General features: G+C 62.0%; 18 protein-coding genes. All 18 read left to right on the forward strand.

Translation table 11 applies throughout. The features are described from left to right. Positions 1–18 precede the first annotated feature (18 nt). The 18 genes from Q0K07_RS00850 (at position 19) to xseA (ending at position 18,075) form a co-directional block, all read left to right on the forward strand. A complete protein-coding gene (locus tag Q0K07_RS00850) occupies positions 19–153 on the forward strand; it encodes a CcmD family protein (RefSeq protein ID WP_077071864.1) in 135 nt (44 codons plus the stop codon). Beyond that, on the forward strand, positions 146–715 hold the full coding sequence (locus tag Q0K07_RS00855; protein WP_294555122.1) for a tetratricopeptide repeat protein: 570 nt from the start codon (positions 146–148) through the stop codon (positions 713–715). The genes Q0K07_RS00850 and Q0K07_RS00855 overlap by 8 nt, the downstream gene beginning before the upstream one ends. Beyond that, positions 712–2,124 (forward strand): tRNA uridine-5-carboxymethylaminomethyl(34) synthesis GTPase MnmE, encoded by a 1,413-nt coding sequence (gene mnmE, locus Q0K07_RS00860; RefSeq protein WP_294555125.1) that lies wholly within the window; start codon positions 712–714, stop codon positions 2,122–2,124. The genes Q0K07_RS00855 and mnmE overlap by 4 nt, the downstream gene beginning before the upstream one ends. Before the next feature lie 242 nt (positions 2,125–2,366). Next, entirely contained in the window at positions 2,367–3,038 is a 672-nt protein-coding gene (locus Q0K07_RS00865) for a 3'-5' exonuclease (protein WP_294555126.1), read from the forward strand. Positions 3,039–3,150: 112 nt separating this feature from the next. Then, on the forward strand, positions 3,151–3,897 hold the full coding sequence (locus Q0K07_RS00870) for a Crp/Fnr family transcriptional regulator (protein WP_294555129.1): 747 nt from the start codon (positions 3,151–3,153) through the stop codon (positions 3,895–3,897). A 154-nt stretch (positions 3,898–4,051) separates the two neighbouring features. After that, complete coding sequence (locus Q0K07_RS00875) at positions 4,052–4,894, forward strand: amidohydrolase family protein (protein WP_294555132.1); 843 nt, start codon at positions 4,052–4,054, stop codon at positions 4,892–4,894. Positions 4,895–4,938: 44 nt separating this feature from the next. Continuing rightward, complete coding sequence (locus tag Q0K07_RS00880; protein ID WP_294555135.1) at positions 4,939–5,415, forward strand: TRAP transporter small permease; 477 nt, start codon at positions 4,939–4,941, stop codon at positions 5,413–5,415. Position 5,416: 1 nt separating this feature from the next. Continuing rightward, positions 5,417–6,688 carry a TRAP transporter large permease gene (locus tag Q0K07_RS00885; protein WP_294555138.1) on the forward strand — a complete coding sequence of 424 codons (1,272 nt, stop codon included), beginning with the start codon at positions 5,417–5,419 and terminating at the stop codon, positions 6,686–6,688. A 17-nt stretch (positions 6,689–6,705) separates the two neighbouring features. Further along, on the forward strand, positions 6,706–7,713 hold the full coding sequence (locus Q0K07_RS00890) for a TRAP transporter substrate-binding protein (RefSeq protein WP_294555141.1): 1,008 nt from the start codon (positions 6,706–6,708) through the stop codon (positions 7,711–7,713). A 59-nt stretch (positions 7,714–7,772) separates the two neighbouring features. After that, positions 7,773–8,084, forward strand: coding sequence for a TIGR04076 family protein (locus tag Q0K07_RS00895; RefSeq protein WP_294555144.1), 312 nt, complete (start codon positions 7,773–7,775; stop codon positions 8,082–8,084). Between the two features lie 271 nt (positions 8,085–8,355). Continuing rightward, positions 8,356–10,476, forward strand: a complete 2,121-nt coding sequence (gene mutL / locus Q0K07_RS00900) for a DNA mismatch repair endonuclease MutL (RefSeq protein WP_294555147.1) — start codon at positions 8,356–8,358, stop codon at positions 10,474–10,476. Positions 10,477–10,776: 300 nt separating this feature from the next. Next, positions 10,777–11,040, forward strand: a complete 264-nt coding sequence (locus Q0K07_RS00905) for an RNA-binding protein (protein ID WP_294555150.1) — start codon at positions 10,777–10,779, stop codon at positions 11,038–11,040. A 234-nt stretch (positions 11,041–11,274) separates the two neighbouring features. Beyond that, complete coding sequence (locus tag Q0K07_RS00910; RefSeq protein ID WP_294555152.1) at positions 11,275–11,766, forward strand: glycine zipper 2TM domain-containing protein; 492 nt, start codon at positions 11,275–11,277, stop codon at positions 11,764–11,766. Between the two features lie 57 nt (positions 11,767–11,823). Continuing rightward, complete coding sequence (locus Q0K07_RS00915; protein ID WP_294555155.1) at positions 11,824–12,378, forward strand: hypothetical protein; 555 nt, start codon at positions 11,824–11,826, stop codon at positions 12,376–12,378. A gap of 264 nt (positions 12,379–12,642) precedes the next feature. Further along, the gene (gene rarD, locus Q0K07_RS00920; RefSeq protein ID WP_294555158.1) at positions 12,643–13,563 is read left to right on the forward strand and encodes an EamA family transporter RarD; all 921 of its coding nucleotides are present in this window, start codon (positions 12,643–12,645) and stop codon (positions 13,561–13,563) included. Beyond that, on the forward strand, positions 13,560–14,648 hold the full coding sequence (gene ispG / locus Q0K07_RS00925; protein ID WP_294555161.1) for a flavodoxin-dependent (E)-4-hydroxy-3-methylbut-2-enyl-diphosphate synthase: 1,089 nt from the start codon (positions 13,560–13,562) through the stop codon (positions 14,646–14,648). The genes rarD and ispG overlap by 4 nt, the downstream gene beginning before the upstream one ends. Positions 14,649–14,658: 10 nt before the next feature. Further along, positions 14,659–16,398 (forward strand): proline--tRNA ligase, encoded by a 1,740-nt coding sequence (locus Q0K07_RS00930; RefSeq protein ID WP_294555163.1) that lies wholly within the window; start codon positions 14,659–14,661, stop codon positions 16,396–16,398. A 258-nt stretch (positions 16,399–16,656) separates the two neighbouring features. After that, entirely contained in the window at positions 16,657–18,075 is a 1,419-nt protein-coding gene (gene xseA, locus Q0K07_RS00935; protein ID WP_294555166.1) for an exodeoxyribonuclease VII large subunit, read from the forward strand. Positions 18,076–18,109: the final 34 nt, after the last annotated feature.

Raw genomic sequence — 18,109 nt, forward strand, 5'->3', positions numbered from 1 at the left:
GAAGGCGGGAGATACCCTATGACTGCTGTTACCTGGCTCATGGCGGCCAATGCCGCACTCTGGATAGGACTGGGGCTTTACACGGCCTTCCTGGCCGCCGAACAGAAAAGGCTGGAACGCCGCATGGCACAGTGGGAGGCCGACCATGACTGATGCCTCCCGCCGTATCGTGCTCGGCGCGCTTTCCCTCGGACTCGGGGTCATGTTCGCCCTTTCCCTGGCCTGGCGCATGGGCGACCATCCGCTGGTACGTCAGAACACGCGCCCGGCCGCGCAGGCTGCACCGAAGGCGCAGCCCTCCGCCTCAGCCGACGCGGAAAACGCCCCCATCATGGCGCTCATGCAGAAACTGCAGAGCAATCCCAACGATGTGGAGGCGCTGCTGCAGCTGGCAGGTCTTTTTGCCGAACGGGGCGACAACGACGCCGCAAAGGAAATGGCCCAGCGCGCCGTGGTGGCCGCGCCTTCCGATCACCGTCCGCCCTACCTCATGGGCGTGGTGCTCGCCCGGCAGGGCCAGTGGGCCGAAGCCGCAGACAGTCTTGAGCGTTCCATCCATCTCAAGGACGACGCCGCCACCCGTTACAGTCTTGCCGTCATTTACCGCTATCACCTGAACGACGAGGCGAAGGCCCGCGAGAACTATGAAGTCGCGGCAAAGATCTGCGAAGATCCCGCCCTTTCCTCCATGATCCGTGCGGAGCTGGAAAAATGAGCGCCGTCGATTTCAGAACCGATACCGACACCATCGCGGCCATAGCCACCGCTCCCGGAGCGGGCGGGGTGGGCATCATCCGCATATCGGGGCCGAAGGCGCACGACATTCTTCTTTCCATGTTCCGCCCCTCCTCCCCCGCCTTCCGCGATTTCACGCCGCGCATGCTGCATCACGGCCGTATGCTGGATGCTGAGAACCGCGAAGCCGACGACGCCCTTGCCGTATTCTTCAAGGCCCCCCATTCCTTTACCGGAGAAGACTGCGCCGAAATACAGGGGCATGGCGGTGTGGCCGTGCTTTCCGCGCTGCTCGACTCCGTGCTTTCCCGGGGCGCGCGCATGGCCGAGAGGGGGGAATTCACCCGGCGCGCCTTTCTGAACGGCCGCATGGATCTCTCCCAGGCCGAAGCCGTGGCGGAACTCATCGCCGCGCCCTCGCGCGAGGGCGTATACTTGGCTTCCGCCAAGCTCGACGGGCTTCTCGGCCGCAAGGTGGAGGAGCTGCGCGGCAGGCTGGAATACCTGCGGCAGAGGGTATGCCTTGCCATCGACTTTCCCGATGAGGAGGGAGAATGCCTGCCCCCGCAGGAATTTTCCGCCATCACGCGGGAAGTGGCCGGAGGCATACGCGGCCTTCTGGCCGGTTACGAACGCGCCCGCTGCTGGCGGGAAGGTGCGCTCGTGGTGCTGGCCGGGCAGGTGAACGCAGGCAAATCCAGCCTCATGAACGCCTTTCTCGGCCGCCAGAGGGCCATTGTCACGGAAAAGCCGGGCACCACGCGCGACTATCTGGAAGAAATGACCACCCTTGCGGGCCTGCCCGTGCGTCTGGTGGACACCGCAGGCCTGCGGGAACACAGCGAAGACAGCATCGAACTGGAAGGCATGCGCCGCGGCAAAGAACTTGCCGCCAACGCGCGCTGCGTGCTCGTGGTGCTGGATGGAACACGCTCCGCCTCATCGGGCGATCCTCTCGCCCCGTATACTGCGGAAGAGGCGCTCATCCAGGAACTCGGGGAAAAACGCTGCATCGCCGTGTGGAACAAGGCCGATGTCACGCCCCCGCCCTCCGGCCTTGAAGATTTCCACGGCGCAAGGCTCATGCCCGTTTCCGCCCGCGAAGGCACGGGCATCGACGAGCTGTGCGCGGCCATCCGCGCCCTCTGCCTTGCCGACGACAGCCCGGAAGAAGGAGACATCGCCCCGAACCTCCGCCAGGCGGCCCAGCTTCAGAAGGCGCTCTCGGCCCTGGAAGAGCTGGACAAGGCCATCGCCCTTTCCGTTCCGCCCGATCTGTGCAGCATTCATCTCGAAGCCGCCTCCGCCCACCTTGCGGACATCACGGGTCTGAACAGCACGGAAGAAACGCTGAACGCCATCTTCTCATCCTTCTGCATCGGAAAATAGCCTTCCGCACAAGGCCCGGCCCCGCGCCGGGCCTTTGTGTGCCGATCCGTGCCGCGAAACTTTCCGGCGGCATGACGGAAAACACCAGGTATCTTTCCCTGAAAAACACCGTTTCCCCTGTTAAATACCGCAATATGCGCCTTTAAACGAAAAAAACGACCGTCCTTTTCCCCTTCGGCGCCTCAGGGGACATCTTGCCCCCCCGCTTTTTCCATGATAATGCTTGACTGCAAGGTTAAATTATGCCCGTCGATACCGTTTCCCCGCCCCATTCTTCCAGAAAACAGGCCTTTTCACCTGTTGTTCTTCAGCCGTGCCTGAGCAAGGAGGAGATCAACCTTCTGCCCATTCAGGCATGGGAAGGCCCCGTCGTCCTTGTGCGCGAAGAAGAGTCCCTTGCGGCCGCTCTGGAAAAACTCCGGCAGGAACCGGTACTCGGCTTCGATACCGAAACAAGGCCCACCTTCACCAAGGGCAAGACCTGCCGCCCCGCGCTCATACAGCTTGCCACGGCGGATACGGCCTACCTCATCCAGCTCACCCATCTGCCCTTCAGTGAAGGTATTGCCGAACTGCTCTCCTCTCCCCGCGTGCTGAAGGTGGGCGTGGCCATTCACGACGACATGAAGGCGCTGGCCCGCATCCATCCCTTCCAGGCCGACGGCGTGGTGGATCTGGCCGTCATGGCCCGCGCACGGGGCATTCAGGCCCAGGGCCTGCGCACCCTTGCCGCCAATCTTCTGGGCTTCCGCATCAGCAAAAGCGCCCAGTGCTCCAACTGGGAAAACCATGAGCTCACCCCCCAGCAGATCAAGTACGCCGCCACCGACGCATGGGTGGGCCGTGAACTGTACTTCCACATGCTGCGCATGGGCGTTCAGGCGCAGAAGAACAGACGGCAGAATCAGGCCTGAACGGCTCTCTCCCCTCCCGCGCACGGCGTTTTTCCCAGGCTCTCTCCTCTGTGCCGGAACATCCGGAACGTCATGCCGGAGTCTTTTTCTTCCCTGAACCAGGCAGAACACCATGACCACCTTTTCCAGCAACAGATACGCCTCCGTATCGGAGGCCGCACGATACGCCCATATCTCTCCCTATCTGGACAAGGGCTATCCCTGCGTCATTTCAGGGATCAGCACCGTATGGAAGGAAGCAAGGGCCTGGGGAGTGGAAAAGCACCTCATGAAGGGGCAGGTCTTTTCCTTCGACGACGAAAACACCACCAACTTCGTCTACGTCAAATCCGGTACCGTGCACTGCATCTTCTACGAAGGAAACGGAGCTTCCCGCACCAACCTCATCTGCAAGGCAGGCGCGCTCATCAATGAAACCTGCACGGTAACCCAGTCCATATCCTCGAAAGTGCTCTTTGAGTGCCGTACTCCGGTCACACTTTACTATTTCAGCGGTGAGCTCCCCTTCAACAACAGCTTCATCGCCGACTTTCCCCACCTCATCAAAAACATGTTTCTCTCCAGCGCTACGAAGCTCCTGCACATTCAGGCCCTGCTCAACGCCGTGTGCACGCGGAACAAGCTGCACCTCGTCTGCTGGTACATCTATTCCATGGTCATGCATCACCAGGGAAAGACCTGCTTTTTTCCCGATATTTCCCAGACCGACATCTGTGCCCTTCTCGGGCTGAGCAAGAGCAGCATGAAGCGGAGCATGGGATACTTGAAGGAAGAAGGTATCGTGACACAGTTCACAAAACATCATCTCGTCGTGGAAGACCTGCCTCGTCTTGCCGAACTCGCCATGCCCGGAAGCTGACACCTCCCCCTTCCGTCGCCTTCCTTTTCCTCCCTTTTTTTCATAAGAACGCTACTGCTTCCCAAAAAGGGTCATTTGGACTATTTTAAGCTCTTTTTTGGGGTAAAGTCGGAATCAAGCTTGCAAGCATACTTTTTCACAATGGGAGTATGTCATGATCTTCGATTTCCGCCTTCGTCCCCCGTACAAGGGCTTTGCCGAACTTTCGATCTTCAACCCTGTCTGCAATGCCGTCGCCCCTCATGACGTGAATGCATGGCGCTCCGAATCGGCCCACCGGAAATCCTTCCCCCTCTTTCTGGAGGAAATGAAGGAAGCCGGCGTGGATAAAGGCGTGGTCATGGCCCGCGCCACCAGTTCCTTTGCCGCCTCCGTGCCCAATGACGACGTTCTTGCCCTGGCGCAGGAATATCCCGGTACCTTCTTTCCCTTCGGGGCCGTGGATGTAAGCGCGGGCATTCTTCCTGCACTTGCCGAAGTACGCCGCTGCAAGGACATGGGCTTCTACGGCGTCGCCGTGGAACCCGGCTTCTGCGATCCTGCGCGCAAGGCCGACGATCCCACGCTCTACCCCGTCTACGCGCTCTGCGCGGAACTCGGGCTCATTGCCGTCATCACCTCAAGCTTCATGGTCGGGCCCGACATCGACTATTCCAACCCCGTGTACATCCAGCACGTCGCCTCCGATTTTCCCACGCTGCAGATCGTGGTTTCCCACGCCTGCTATCCCTGGCTCATGCAGATGGTGAACATCATGCTCATGTGCCCCAATATCTGGATCGTGCCCGACATGTACATGCACAACCCCTCCGCTCCCGGGCACGAGATGTACGGCAACGCCATACGCTGGCTCAAGGGGGAACGCGTCCTCTACGGTTCCGCCTACCCCTGCTACGACATCCGTCAGGCCGTGCATGACTTCCATCTCTTCGAGCTTGGTGAAGAGCTCACGCAGAAGGTCATGTGGGACAACGCCCACAAGCTGCTCGCACTCTGATACCCGGAGGGCCTCCGCTCCGGCGGAGGCCCCGGAGCTACGCCATGAAAACATTCTTCGACTTCCTCGACCGTCTGGTGGAAACACTCGGCATTCTCGTGACATGCGCGCTCATCGTCATCGCCTTCATTCAGGTGTTCTGGCGCTATGCTCTCGGCAACGCCCTTTCCTGGCCTGAAGAAACAAGCCTCATGCTCTTTCTCTGGATGAGCTATCTCGGTGTTGCCATGGCCATGAAGGAGGAGGCGCATCTCCGGGTGGACGCCTTCGTCATGGCCCTGCCGCAAAAAGGGCAGCACATCATGCGCGTCATCTGCCTCGCCGGCGCCGTGCTGCTCTGCGCGGCCATCACCTGCATGAGCTTCAACACCACCATGAAAATCATGTCCCGCGGTCAGACGGCCATATCCATTCCCCTGCCCATCTGGTACGTCTGGCTCGGCATTCCCTTCTGCTTTGCGCTGACCACGCTGCAGGCGGTCCGCCGCCTCTGGCTCGCGCTCACGACTTCGGAGAACTGACATGGATCCCGCCGTCATCGCCGTTTTCCTTTCCCTCATCGTTCTGCTCTTTCTGGGCTTCCATATAGGCGTCGCCATGAGCGCGGCCGTGCTCATCGGCCTGTATGTGGGTGACCTTCCCTACCTGCTCTTCACCCAGCGCCTCTACAACACCTTCGACTCCTTCCCGCTGCTGGCCGTGCCCTTCTTCATACTCGCAGGCGAAATCATGCAGCGCGGAAGCATGTCGGGTTCGCTCATCAGCTTCTCCCGCACTCTGGTCGGACACATGCGCGGTTCCCTTGCGCAGATCTCCGTGCTCACCTGCATGTTCTACGGCGCGCTCTGCGGTTCCGCCCCCGCCACCACCGCCGCCGTGGGCGGCATGATGATCCCGGCCATGGAAAAGGAAGGCTGCCCCAAGGCTTTCTCCACCGCGGTCAACGCCTGCTCCGGATGCCTCGGCCTGCTCATTCCGCCGAGCACCACGCTCATCATCTACGGTTCCACCGCGGGCGTTTCCGTAAGCGACCTCTTCCTTGCCACCATCGTTCCCGGCATCATCACCGGCCTTGCTCTCATGATGGTCTGCCACGTCATCGCCACAAGGCACGACTACGGACAGCCCTTCCCGAAATGCAACGCCGCGCAGCGCCTGCGCGCCCTGTGGGAGGCCAAGTGGTCGCTCATGGTGCCCGTCATCGTGCTCGGCGGCATCTACGGCGGCATCACCACGCCCACGGAAGCCGGCGCCGCAGCCGTCATCTTCGCCCTGTTCGTGGAATGCTTCATCACCCGAACCATGTCCCTGCAGAAATTCCGGGAAATCTGCCGCTCCTCCCTCGTCACCATCGGCGCCATCTTCTTCGTGGTGGCGGCGGCCAACGCCCTCGGCACCCTGCTCATCTACTACAACACCCAGGACATCATCGCCCAGTTCATGCAGAAGACCATGATCAACCCCTGCGTCATGATGGTGGCCCTCATCGTGCTTCTGCTCATCCTCGGCACCTTCATGGAAACCGTGGCCTGCGTGCTCATCCTCACCCCCATGCTGCTGCCCAGCTTCGTGCAGATGGGCATAGACCCCATACACTTCGGCGTGGTGCTTACCCTCGGTCTCACTCTCGGCCTCATCACGCCGCCCGTGGGCGTCAACCTCTTCGTGGGCTGCGGCATCAGCGGCGTGTCCTTCAGCGTGCTCAGCCGCGCGGTCATGCCCTTCCTCGGCGCCTGCATCGTGGTGCTTTTCCTCGTCGGCCTCGTCCCCGCCCTTTCCCTCTGCCTCTTATAACTTCCCAAGGAGGATACATGAACAAGCTCATTTCCCTCATGGCCTGCGCCGCAGCAGCCTTCGGCCTTGCCCTCACCGCCGCTCCCGCCTTCGCCGCGCCCAGAAACATCAAGGTGGCCCATGCAAACTTCCCCGGGACTCCCCATTACCGCGCCTGGCTCGACGCCAAGGCCTTTCTCGACTCCCATTCCGGCGGGAAATATATTCTCGACGTCAACGACTCCTACCGCCTCGGCACCACCGCCACGGTCTTCCAGGGCGTGCAGTTCGGCACCATTCACATCTGCGAGGACGGCTCCCCCAACTTCGCCGCCTTCGACCCGGCCATCGGCATCTTCGACCTGCCCTACCTCTTCCCCGATTATGAAAGTGCCGACACCATTCTGGACGGACCCGTCGGACAGAAAATTCTCGACCATCTCTCCCAGAAGAGCGGCACCCATGCCGTGGCGTTCCTTGGCAACACCTTCCGCGGTATCTTCACCAATGAAAAGCTGGAACACATCACCCAGAGCAGGGGCATGAAAATCCGCTCCACCCCCTCCAGAGCCCATGTGGAAGGGCTCCGCGCCCTCGGCTTCGCCCCCACTCCCATGGCCTGGTCGGAAACCGTCACCGGCGTACAACAGCGCGTGGTCTCCGGCTTCGACATCGACCTCGTCACCGCCGTCACCATGGGCCTTGGCGAAATCGCTCCGTACTGCTTCATGAGCCAGCACATGTACACGCCTCATCTCGTGGTGGCGGGCGCCGACTGGTGGGAAAGCCTGAGCGCCGAGGACCGCGCCCTCTTTGAGCAGATGTTCGACGTGCTCAAGAAAAAGTCCATTGAATACACCCGCAGCGCCGACAGAACCGCCCCTGCCGACCTGACCGCACGCGGACACGTCCTGACGCCCATCCAGCCTGAGGAAAAGGCCGAATGGATGAAGGCTTCCGCCGACGTGTACAAGGCCATTCCCCAGATTCCCGCGGACATCCGTGAGGAAATCGAGGCCGAACTCAAAAGGATGGGCAAAATCTGAGCTGACGCCGCTCCCGTCTCCGGCGGGACGGCCCCCATTGCTCCCCACCAGGAGGATCTATGGCAAAAGTAAGAATCACGGTACTGAAGACGGATTTCGATGCGGAACTCGCAGCGCGCTACGGCGACAACGTCACCGGTCCCTGTCAGCTGGTGAAACCCGGACAGGTCATCGAATGCGACAGACACTATCAGCCCGCGGAGCTGTGCGGAGAAGCCTGGAAGTGCATACAGCACTATGTGTACGCCCTGTATCACGGAGCAGGGGAACCCCTGGGCAGGGGATGGATGAAGGAAGGCGGCGTGGCCATAGCCACCTGCAACGACGGACTCCGCCCCGTGACCTTTAAAATTGAACGCGTGGAAGACTGATCCGTCGTAAACGCAGAACGATTTTCCCCGCAAAACATGCTTTTCCTCCGGACGCGCCGCGAAAATGCTCCCTGAAAAACAGAGCCTTTCCGCAGCGCGTTTTCTCATGACCGAAGTACGGAAAGCCCCTCCGCTGAAAGGCTCATGAGCGCGACCGGCCCGCATGCGGGCCGGTCGCCCCCCCCCTTGCTCTTGACTTCCTGAGATTTCGCCCGAAAATACCGGAAAACATCCTGCCGCGCCGTCACTTCTTCCTTTTCCTGAGGTTCGCATGAACACTTCCCCCCACAAGACCATACGCCTGCTTCCGCCGGAACTTTCCAACCAGATCGCCGCAGGCGAAGTGGTGGAGCGCCCGGCCAGCGTGGTCAAGGAACTCATGGAAAACAGCCTCGACGCCGGGGCCACCAGCATCACCGTGGAGCTGGAAAACGGCGGCCAGACCCTGATCCGCGTGACGGACAACGGCAGAGGCATAGGCGCCGATCAGCTGGAACTTGCCGTCACCCGCCATGCCACCAGCAAAATCGCCGAAATAGGCGACCTCATGAACATAAGCTCCTACGGCTTCCGCGGCGAGGCCCTGCCCAGCATCGCTTCCGTGTCCCGCTTCCGCATGGTGTCCGCCCCGCAGGAGGAAGACGGAGGCACCGGCGAAGCCGCCTGCATCGAGGTCGTGTACGGCACCATGAAGCCCGTCTCCCCGGCGGCGCTCAATCAGGGCACCACGGTGGAAGTGGCCGAACTTTTTTCCAACATTCCCGCCCGTCTGAAATTTCTGAAAAGTCCGGCCACGGAACAGAAAAAGGCGCAGGAGCTCTTCACCCGCATCGCCCTTGCCCGGGAGGACGCAGGCTTCATTCTGAAGGCCGGTTCCCGGGAAATCGTGCGCTTCGAGGCGGGGCAGAACCTTGCCCGGCGCATGGCCGTGCTCTGGCCGCCCGCCATTGTGGACGCCCTGCGCCCCTTTGATATCCGCATGGCGGGCATGCACCTTTACGGCCTCACGTCCGACCCGCGCTCCTCCCAGCCCCGCGCCGACCGCATGCTCTTCTACGTCAACGGCCGGGCCGTGAACGACCGCCTGCTCATGCGCGCCGTGCGGCAGGCCTATCAGGGCCGCCTCACCAGCCGCGACTACCCGCAGACCGTGCTCTTTCTGGAACTGCCCGCTCATGAGGTGGATGTGAACGTGCACCCGGCCAAGAACGAGGTTCGCTTCCGCGACGAGCAGGCCGTGTTCTCCGCCGTGCTCCGCGCCGTGGGCAGCGCCCTTGCCGGCGTGCCTCTGGCTTCGGAACGCTTTGCGGAACGCGCCGGATACGCGGCGGAAAGCACGCCCGACACCGCGCCCCTCCCCGTGCGCGAAGAAAAACCGAGGCCCGCCCGTCCGCTGGGCTTCTGGGGAGAGGCCGACGCCGTGCGCGTCATGCCCAGGCGCCCCGCCCCCCGGACTCAGCCTGAGGAAGAAGTCACGTTCATGAACAATGCCCTGCGCGAACCGTTCCAGCCCGAGCGTGATTTCCGTACCGGAAGGCCCCTGACCGGTTCTGCCCCGGAAAAGGACTTCGTCCCTGCGCCCGCCTTCCCGCGCGCTCATGTATCCGAACCTTCTCCCTCCGCTTCCGGTCCCCTCTCTTCCGAAGCGGCCCGCCCGGAGAAAAAGCCCCTCATGCGCGAAAAAGCGCCGGAAACTCCTGCACCGGAGGCCGAACACACGCAGAAAAGCGCCGCTCCCGTGCAGGAGTCGGAACACACGCAGGAAAACAAGGCCTCCGCAGCGGAGGTGCTCCCTCTGCCCGCAGAGGAAAAGGACATGCCCAGGCCCGGGGTCTCTCCGCTCCAGGGCTTCCGGTATCTGGGGCAGGTGGCGAAAACGTATCTTGTGCTCTCGCAGAACGACGACACCCTGCTTCTGCTCGATCAGCACGCCATGCACGAGCGCATTTTCTACGAAAAGTTCCGGGCGAACGGTTCCCGCGGGGTGGCGCGCCCCCTGCTGGTTCCCCTGGAACTGGACCTGCACCCTGCAGAAAAGGAACGCTTTCTGGAACTGAAGGAAACGCTCACCCGACTCGGCTTTGAAGCCACCTGCCGGGGCATGCGTCTTGCCGTGCAGGCCATGCCTCCGGAAATGGACCGTTCCGAAGCCTCAGCCTTCCTGCGCGAAGCCCTTTCCGGCCGTGTGGACGACCTCACCTCCGTATGGATACACCATGCCTGCGCCACGGCCATACGCGCAGGGCAGAAGCTCACGCCCGACGACGCCATGCAGCTCGTGCGTCAGTGGCTGCGCACCGAGGAGCCGGATTTCTGCCCCCACGGCAGGCCCTGCGCCGTGACTCTGGAAAAGGCCGATCTGGAAAAACTCTTCAAGCGCAGGCAGTCTTAGGGCTGCAACTGCGCGCCGTTCCGGGGATGTTTTTTTGATATTGCCCTGCTTTTCCATGATATCCGCATGATATCACTTGCCTTATTTCCCTGTTCCTTACATGGGGCAGGCCCTGCATACGGCCGGGAGCATCAAAAAAAATTTCCCTTTCCTGCTGATAAAATGAGAAAAAAATACCAAATACGCATTGACTTGCTGTTGCCGTTGGGGCATACCTGATAGACAGGAGAGACACTCTGGGCAATCGGTTTGCCGGAGCAGGGTGTGGGTTTTAGATTTCTTTTGTGTGAGGTTTTTCTCATGGCCAAGTCTATTTATGTCGGGAATCTTCCCTGGTCCGCCACCGAAGAGCAGGTTCAGAATCTTTTCGCCCCTTACGGCGCCGTGCTCTCCGTAAAACTGGTGAACGACCGTGAAACCGGCCGTGCCCGTGGTTTTGGTTTTGTTGAAATGGAAGATCCCGCTGCCGCCGCTGCCATCGAAGCTCTGGACAACACCAACTTCGGCGGCCGTACCCTGCGCGTCAATGAAGCAAAGCCTCGCGCTCCCCGTCCCCGCTACTAGTCGTCCTGACTGATCGCAGCATTCCACGCCCCGGTTCGCCGGGGTTTTCCTTTTAAAGAGCCTCCGGCGTCAGAAACGCCTCCTTCCGCTCTTCACACCGCATCTTCCCGGCGGAAAAAGCCCCGCGCCGCAATCATTCCTCCTTCATCACGGCCGCATCTTAACTGGACATTCCACGCAAGCTGGTTATGATGGAGCCACTCTTGTTTCCACCCTGCCCGACAGGAGGCTGTTATGCATGTTCGTACACCTGCGGCCCTTATTCTGACCGTCATCATGGCAACGGCGCTTCCCGCTCTGCCCGGATGCGGTCCGCATCTCGGCGGCTATGATTACAATGCCGGGGAAGCCCGGCAGGCCAACAGCATCTATTACGGCACCGCCGTCAACGTGCAGGAAGTGAACATCAACAGTCAGTCGAGCGGCAGGCAGACCGTGGGCGCGCTCATCGGCGCGGTGGCGGGCGGCGTCATCGGCAGCACCATAGGCAGCGGAAGCGGGCGCACTCTGGCCACCGTGGGTGGTGCGCTTCTGGGCGGTGCGGCAGGCGCCGGAGCGGGTGAACTCACTGCCCGGCAGACCGGGCTCCAGATCACCGTCCGCTACGACAAGGGCGATGGCGAGGAAGTCATCGTCCAGGGCAATGATCCCTACATCACCCCCGGGCAGCGCGTGCGCGTCATCGTCAGCCCCACGGGTTCCCGCAGAGTCGAACCCGCATACTGAGCCGCCGGGGCCATATTTACTTTTTTTCAGCAACACTATCTATTCTGGGAGGACCAGATGCTTGATCCGAAACAGTGCGTTCTCTTCAGCGGCGGCGCAGCCGGCGCGGAGCAGTTCTTTGGGGCTCAGGCCGAAGCCTGGGGCATCGAAGAAGTCAACTACAGCTTTGAAGGCCATCAGATAGAGCGCACGCGCGGCGTTCGCGTGCTCACTCAGGACGAACTGGCGCTCAAAGACGTCAGCATGACGTATGTTTCCCGCCTCATGGGCCGCGAATACACCCGCGCGCCTCTGTTCCGCAAGGTCCTCCAGTCCATCTGCTGGCAGGTGAGCAGCGGCAGCGAAGTGCTCGTCGTCGGTGAAATTCAGGAAGACAAGACGGTCAAGGGCGGCACCGGCTGGGGTGCGGAATTCGCCAAGCTGTGCAACAAGCCCCTGCTCGTGTTCGACCAGAAGCGCGACGCCTGGTTCCGCTGGATCAACGACGAATGGGTGAAGAAGGACGATCCCGTCATCAAGCATTCCCGCTTCACCGCCACGGGTACCCGCTTCCTCGAAGCCAACGGCCGCCGCGCCATCGTGGAACTGTACGCCCGTTCCTTCAACCGCTAGTGCCAAAAGCGCCGCAGGGTGGCAAAGCGCTTCCAGACGCGCTTTGCCGGCCTGGCGACGCCCTTTTTCATGCTCCGCTTCCCGGAAGAACGGGCGCATGCCGCGCCCGAAGGTTCCGGGAAACGCCGCCTTCCTTTTTCTCTGTGCAGTCCGCTCTTCCCTCATGCAGGAAGGGCGGACTGCTCCTTACAGGCGAGCCTCCGCGCGCCGTCTTTTTCTGCCGGCCGACGAAGGCACGGGTGAAACCTTCATCACGCTTTCTCCATGATGCACTTTTCTCTGCCCCATCGCCCCCACGAATGTTCCGCTTCCTGTGCGGGAGGCGGCGCGGGACTGTGCGCGCACCTTCTCTGGGGCTTCGCCGTTCTGTTCTGGCCTCTGCTCGGCGCCCTGAACCCCGTTTCCATCATGGCGCACCGCATGATATGGACGGTGGTGTTTCTCGGCATCGTCCTTCTTGCTGAAGGACACCTGCATGCGGTGAAAAGCGCCTTCCAGAACAGACGTACGCTCATTTCCCTGTTCTTTGCGGCCGTGATGCTCGGTCTGAACTGGACCATCTACCTTTTTGCCGTCACCACCGGGCAGATCGTGGAATCCTCCCTTGGCTACTTCATCACCCCGCTTCTCAACGTGCTCATGGGGCGCGTGTTTCTCGGTGAAAAACTTTCCCGGGCGCAGGGCGCGGCCATAGCCCTGGCATTCTGCGGCGTGGCGGCAAGCGTCATCGCCTACGGGCGCATTCCGTGGATAGGCTTCATTCTGGCCCTTTCCTTCGCCCTGTACGGCTACATGCAGAAAACCCTGCGCATGGACGCCGCGCCGAGTCTCTTCGTGCAGGCGCTCATGCTCATGCCTGCGGCCGTGCTCTGGCTCGGCTTCACGGAAGAGGGCTTCGGCATCATGGGCTACGGCCCCTGGCGCCCCGTGCTTTTAATCTGCACCATAGCCTTCACGGGCCTGCCGCTTCTTCTCTTCGGCTATGCCGCCCGTCATGTCACCCTGGCCACCATAGGCATACTGCAGTACGTCAGCCCCTCCATTGCCTTTGTTCTGGCCATCACCGTCCTCGGGGAAAGCATGAAGCCTTCGGACATGATATCCTTCCCCGTCATCTGGCTGGCCCTTGCCATCTACACATATGACGCGCTACATCACCTGCGCAGCATCAAGGAGAAGCCATGAACGCCCCCCACAGGAACAGCACCCGTCAGCTCAGGATAGGCGATGTCGTCATCGGCGGCGGCGCCCCCGTGGTCGTGCAGAGCATGACCAATACCGATACGCGAAATGTTGCCGCCACGCTGGAGCAGATTTCCCGTCTCCATGCCGCGGGCTGTGAAATCGTGCGCCTCGCCGTGCCCGACGAAAAGGCCGCAGCGGCGCTAAAAAGCATAGCCGCATCCTCTCCCGTGCCCCTTGTGGCCGACATCCACTTCGACTACCGCCTGGCCATCGCCGCCCTCGACGCAGGGCTCCGGGGCCTTCGCATCAACCCCGGCAACATCGGGGGGGAAAAGCCGGTGGACAATCTGGCCGCCGCGGCCAGAGCCTGCGGGGCCGTCATCCGCGTGGGCGTGAACAGCGGCTCCGTGGAAAAGGAACTTCTGGAGTGTTACGGCGGTCCCACGCCCGAGGCTCTGGTGGAAAGCGCCCTTTCCCATGTGCACATGCTGGAAAAACGCGGCTTCTACGACATCAAGGTTTCGCTCAAGTCCTCCTCCGTGGCCGACACCATAGCCGCCTACAGGCTCATGGCCTCCCGCGCGGATTACCCCCTGCACCTCGGCGTGACCGAAGCGGGCACGCCCATGCGCGGCACCGTGAAATCCGCAGTGGGTCTCGGGCTTTTGCTTTTTGAAGGCATAGGCGATACCATACGCGTCTCTCTCACGGCCGACCCTGTGCGGGAAGTGGCCGTGGCATGGGAAATCCTGCGCGCCACGGGCCTGCGCAGCAGGGGCCCGGAAATCGTTTCCTGCCCCACCTGCGGGCGCACGGAAATCGACCTCATCGGCATGGCCGAAAAGGTTGAGGAATATGTGCAGTCCCATCCTCTGGCCGCGAAAAGCACGCTCAAGATCGCGGTCATGGGCTGCGTGGTCAACGGCCCGGGCGAGGCCCGCGAGGCCGACATAGGCCTTGCAGGCGGACGCGACAAGGGCGTCATTTTCCGCAAGGGCAAAGTCCTCCGTTCCGTGAACGGGCAGGAGGCGCTGCTTGCGGCTTTTCTTGAAGAACTCGACAAACTTCTTACCCCTAACGACTGAAGGACACTCTATGCGCTGGAGCCGTTATTACATCCCCACCCTGAAGGAAGCCCCCGCCGACGCTGAAGTGGTCAGCCACAAGCTGCTGGTACGCGCGGGCATGATCCGCAAGCTCACCAGCGGCATCTACACCTGGCTGCCGCTGGGCCTCCGCACCCTGGACAAGGCGAAAGACATCGTCCGCCGCGAAATGAACGCCGCAGGCGCCATTGAAGTACTGCTTCCCATGGTGCAGCCTGCGGAACTGTGGGAAGAATCCGGCCGCTGGAAGAAATACGGCAAGGAACTGCTCCGCTTCAAGGACAGGCACGACCGCGACTACTGCCTCGGCCCCACCCATGAAGAGGTCATGACCGACCTTCTGCGCGGCGAAGTGAAGTCCTACCGCCAGCTGCCCCTGAACCTGTATCAGATTCAGACCAAGTTCCGCGACGAGGTGCGCCCCCGCTTCGGCCTCATGCGCGGCCGCGAATTCCTCATGAAGGACGCCTATTCCTTCGACGTGAACGACGAAGGCGCCAACGCAAGCTATGCCTCCATGAAGGAGGCCTATCACAAAATCTTCAGCAGCATGGGCCTGGACTTCCGCCCCGTGGAAGCCGATTCCGGCGCCATCGGCGGCAACTTCTCCCATGAATTCATGGTGCTTGCCGAAACCGGCGAAGATTCCATCACCGCCTGCACCAACTGGCCGGACTGCACCTGGGCGGCCAACGTGGAACGCGCGCCCATCAATACCGTGTTCACGCAGGATGAAACGCCCTGCCCCGCCATGGAGGAAGTGGACACTCCCGCCCAGCACACCATTGAGGAACTGTGCGCCTTCCTCGGCGTCAGCGCGGACAGGCTCATCAAGACGCTTCTCTTCATGGCCGACGGAAAGCCCGTGGCCGTGCTTCTGCGCGGTGACCGCGAACTCAATGAAATCAAGCTCGCCCACCTCATCGACGCCGACGACATCCAGTTCGCCACGCCCGAACAGGTGAAGGAAATGACCGGCGCTCCCGTGGGCTTCGCCGGTCCCGCGGGCCTCAGAGGCGTGGAAAAGATCTATGCCGACAAGGAACTCATGGCCGCCAACGACTGGATAGCCGGCGCCAACAAGGCCGACACCCATGTGCGGCACCTGAGCCTCGTGCGCGACGTGACGCTGCCCATCGAATGGGCGGATCTGCGCAACGCCGTGGCCGGCGACCCCTGCCCCGTCTGCGGGCATCCGCTGGAAATCAAGCGCGGCATCGAGGTCGGCCACATCTTCAAGCTCGGCACCAAGTACAGCGAAGCGCTGCACGCCGTGTTCCTTGACGAAAACGGCAAGGAAAAGCTCATGATCATGGGCTGCTACGGCATCGGCGTTTCCCGCGTGGTGTCCGCCTGCATCGAACAGAACTTCGATGAGCACGGCATCATGTTCCCGCCCCAGCTCGCCCCCTTCGACGTGCACATCGTCTGCCTCGATCCGAAGAACGCCGACGTGGCCGGAAAGTGCGACGCCATCGACGCCTTCCTCGCCTCTCAGGGCCTGGAAACGCTGTACGACGACCGCGAAGAGCGCCCCGGCGTGAAGTTCAAGGATGCCGACCTCATCGGTCTGCCCGTGCAGGTGACGGTGGGCGGCAAGGGCCTTGCCCAGGGCGTGGTGGAAGTGAAGAACCGCCGCACCGGCGAAAAGTCCACCCTGCCTGCGGACGACTTTGAAAAGGCCTTCCCGGCCTGGTATCAGTCCGTGCTGGACAGCTGGAAGAGATAATCCGCAGGGAACGGAGCGTTCCGTTCCCGAAAAAACGCCCTGTGCGGCAGGGAGATCTTCTCCCCGCCGCCGGGCGCTTTCTTGAAAAGCTCCCTGCCTCCCGCGCCTGCGGCGAAACACGCCTTGTGCAGGCTGCGCGCCCCGCTACCGGGGCCGCCGGAGCTTTTCCTTTTTTAAACGCCGTGCACGGCCTGCCCGATGCAGAACAATCCGCCGTCACGGTCTTTTCCCGCAACTTCAGGCAAGATGGAACACGGCATGAGCGCCATCCTCAGCGTACGACAGATCACGGAACAGGTGCGGCAGGCGGTGGAAGGCCGCTTTCCGTATGTCTGGGTACGGGGCGAGGTGACCAACCTTTCCCGCCCCTCCTCCGGACATGTCTACTTTTCCCTGAAGGAAGGCGATGATCTTCTCAACTGCGTATGGTTCCGGGGACAGCAGCGGGACGAAGCCTTTGATCCGCTCACCGGCGAAGTATGGGAGGACGGTCCCCGTCCGAGCCTTGCCCGCAGCATGGAAAACGGACAGACCGTTGTGTGTGCAGGCAGGCTCACAGTGTACGGCGCCCGCGGGCAGTATCAGATGATCGTCGATCTCGGGCAGGCGGAAGGACTCGGCCTGTGGCATCAGGAATTTGAGGCGCTCAAGCGCAGACTGGCCGCCGAAGGTCTGTTCGATACCGCCCGCAAACGCCCCATCCCTCAGAATCCGCACAGGGTTGTGGTGATCACCGCCCCCCGGGGAGCCGCCGTGCGCGATTTCATCCGCATAAGCTCCACGCGGGGACTCGGTGCGGAAATACGCATTCTTCCCGTGCCCGTGCAGGGCGAGGAAGCGCCGCCCCGCATCGTGGAGGCTCTGGAGAGGGCCGGAAGGGAGGCCTGGGCCGAGGTGGTGGTGCTCATCCGCGGCGGCGGTTCCGTTCAGGACCTGTGGGCCTTCAACGACGAACGCGTGGCAAGGGCCGTGTACCGCTGCCCCATCCCCGTGCTTGCGGGCATAGGGCATGAAATCGACCACAGCATCACCGATTTCACGGCCGACTTTTCCGCCGCCACGCCCAGCCATACTGCCCAGCTTCTCTGGCAGGAACGCCATGTATTCGTCCAGCATGTGGACGGACTGGAAACCGCGCTGCAGCAGGCTTTTTCCCGCAGAACCGGCATGCTTGCCCTGCGCCTTGAACATGCCTCCCGCGCCCTTGCGCTGCTCTCCCCGCAGGAGCGGCTGCGCCGGCAGAGTGAAAGGCTGCATGAAGCCGTGCGCCGCATGGACGCGGCGGCCGGAGCCGCCCTTGTGCGGCGCTCCGGCCTTGTGGAGGGACTTGTTCTGCGTCTTACAGGGGCGGGAGAAGCGCGCCTTCAGCGTGCGGAACGGACGGCGGAACGCGCCGGGGAAAAACTCACGCCCCTGCGCCGTACCCTGGGCCTTGCCGAGGAACAGCGCCTTGCCCGCATGGAACTCCGTCTCCAGGCCCTTGATCCCTTTGAACCGCTCCGGCGCGGCTACGCCATGGCCTGCGACGAGCACGGCGCCATCCTGCGTTCCGTCTCGCAGACGGCTCCGGGGCGCGGCCTTGCCGTGCTCATGGCCGACGGCCGCATTCTCGGCACCGTGACGGGCGTGGAACCGGCGAGCCGCAACGACACACAAAACGACGCCTCCCAGGACTGACGTCCGCCTTGCCGCCTTTTGGAAGAATTTCAAG

This window comes from uncultured Mailhella sp., from assembly GCF_944324615.1.
In the GTDB taxonomy this organism is placed as follows: Bacteria; Desulfobacterota; Desulfovibrionia; order Desulfovibrionales; family Desulfovibrionaceae; genus Mailhella.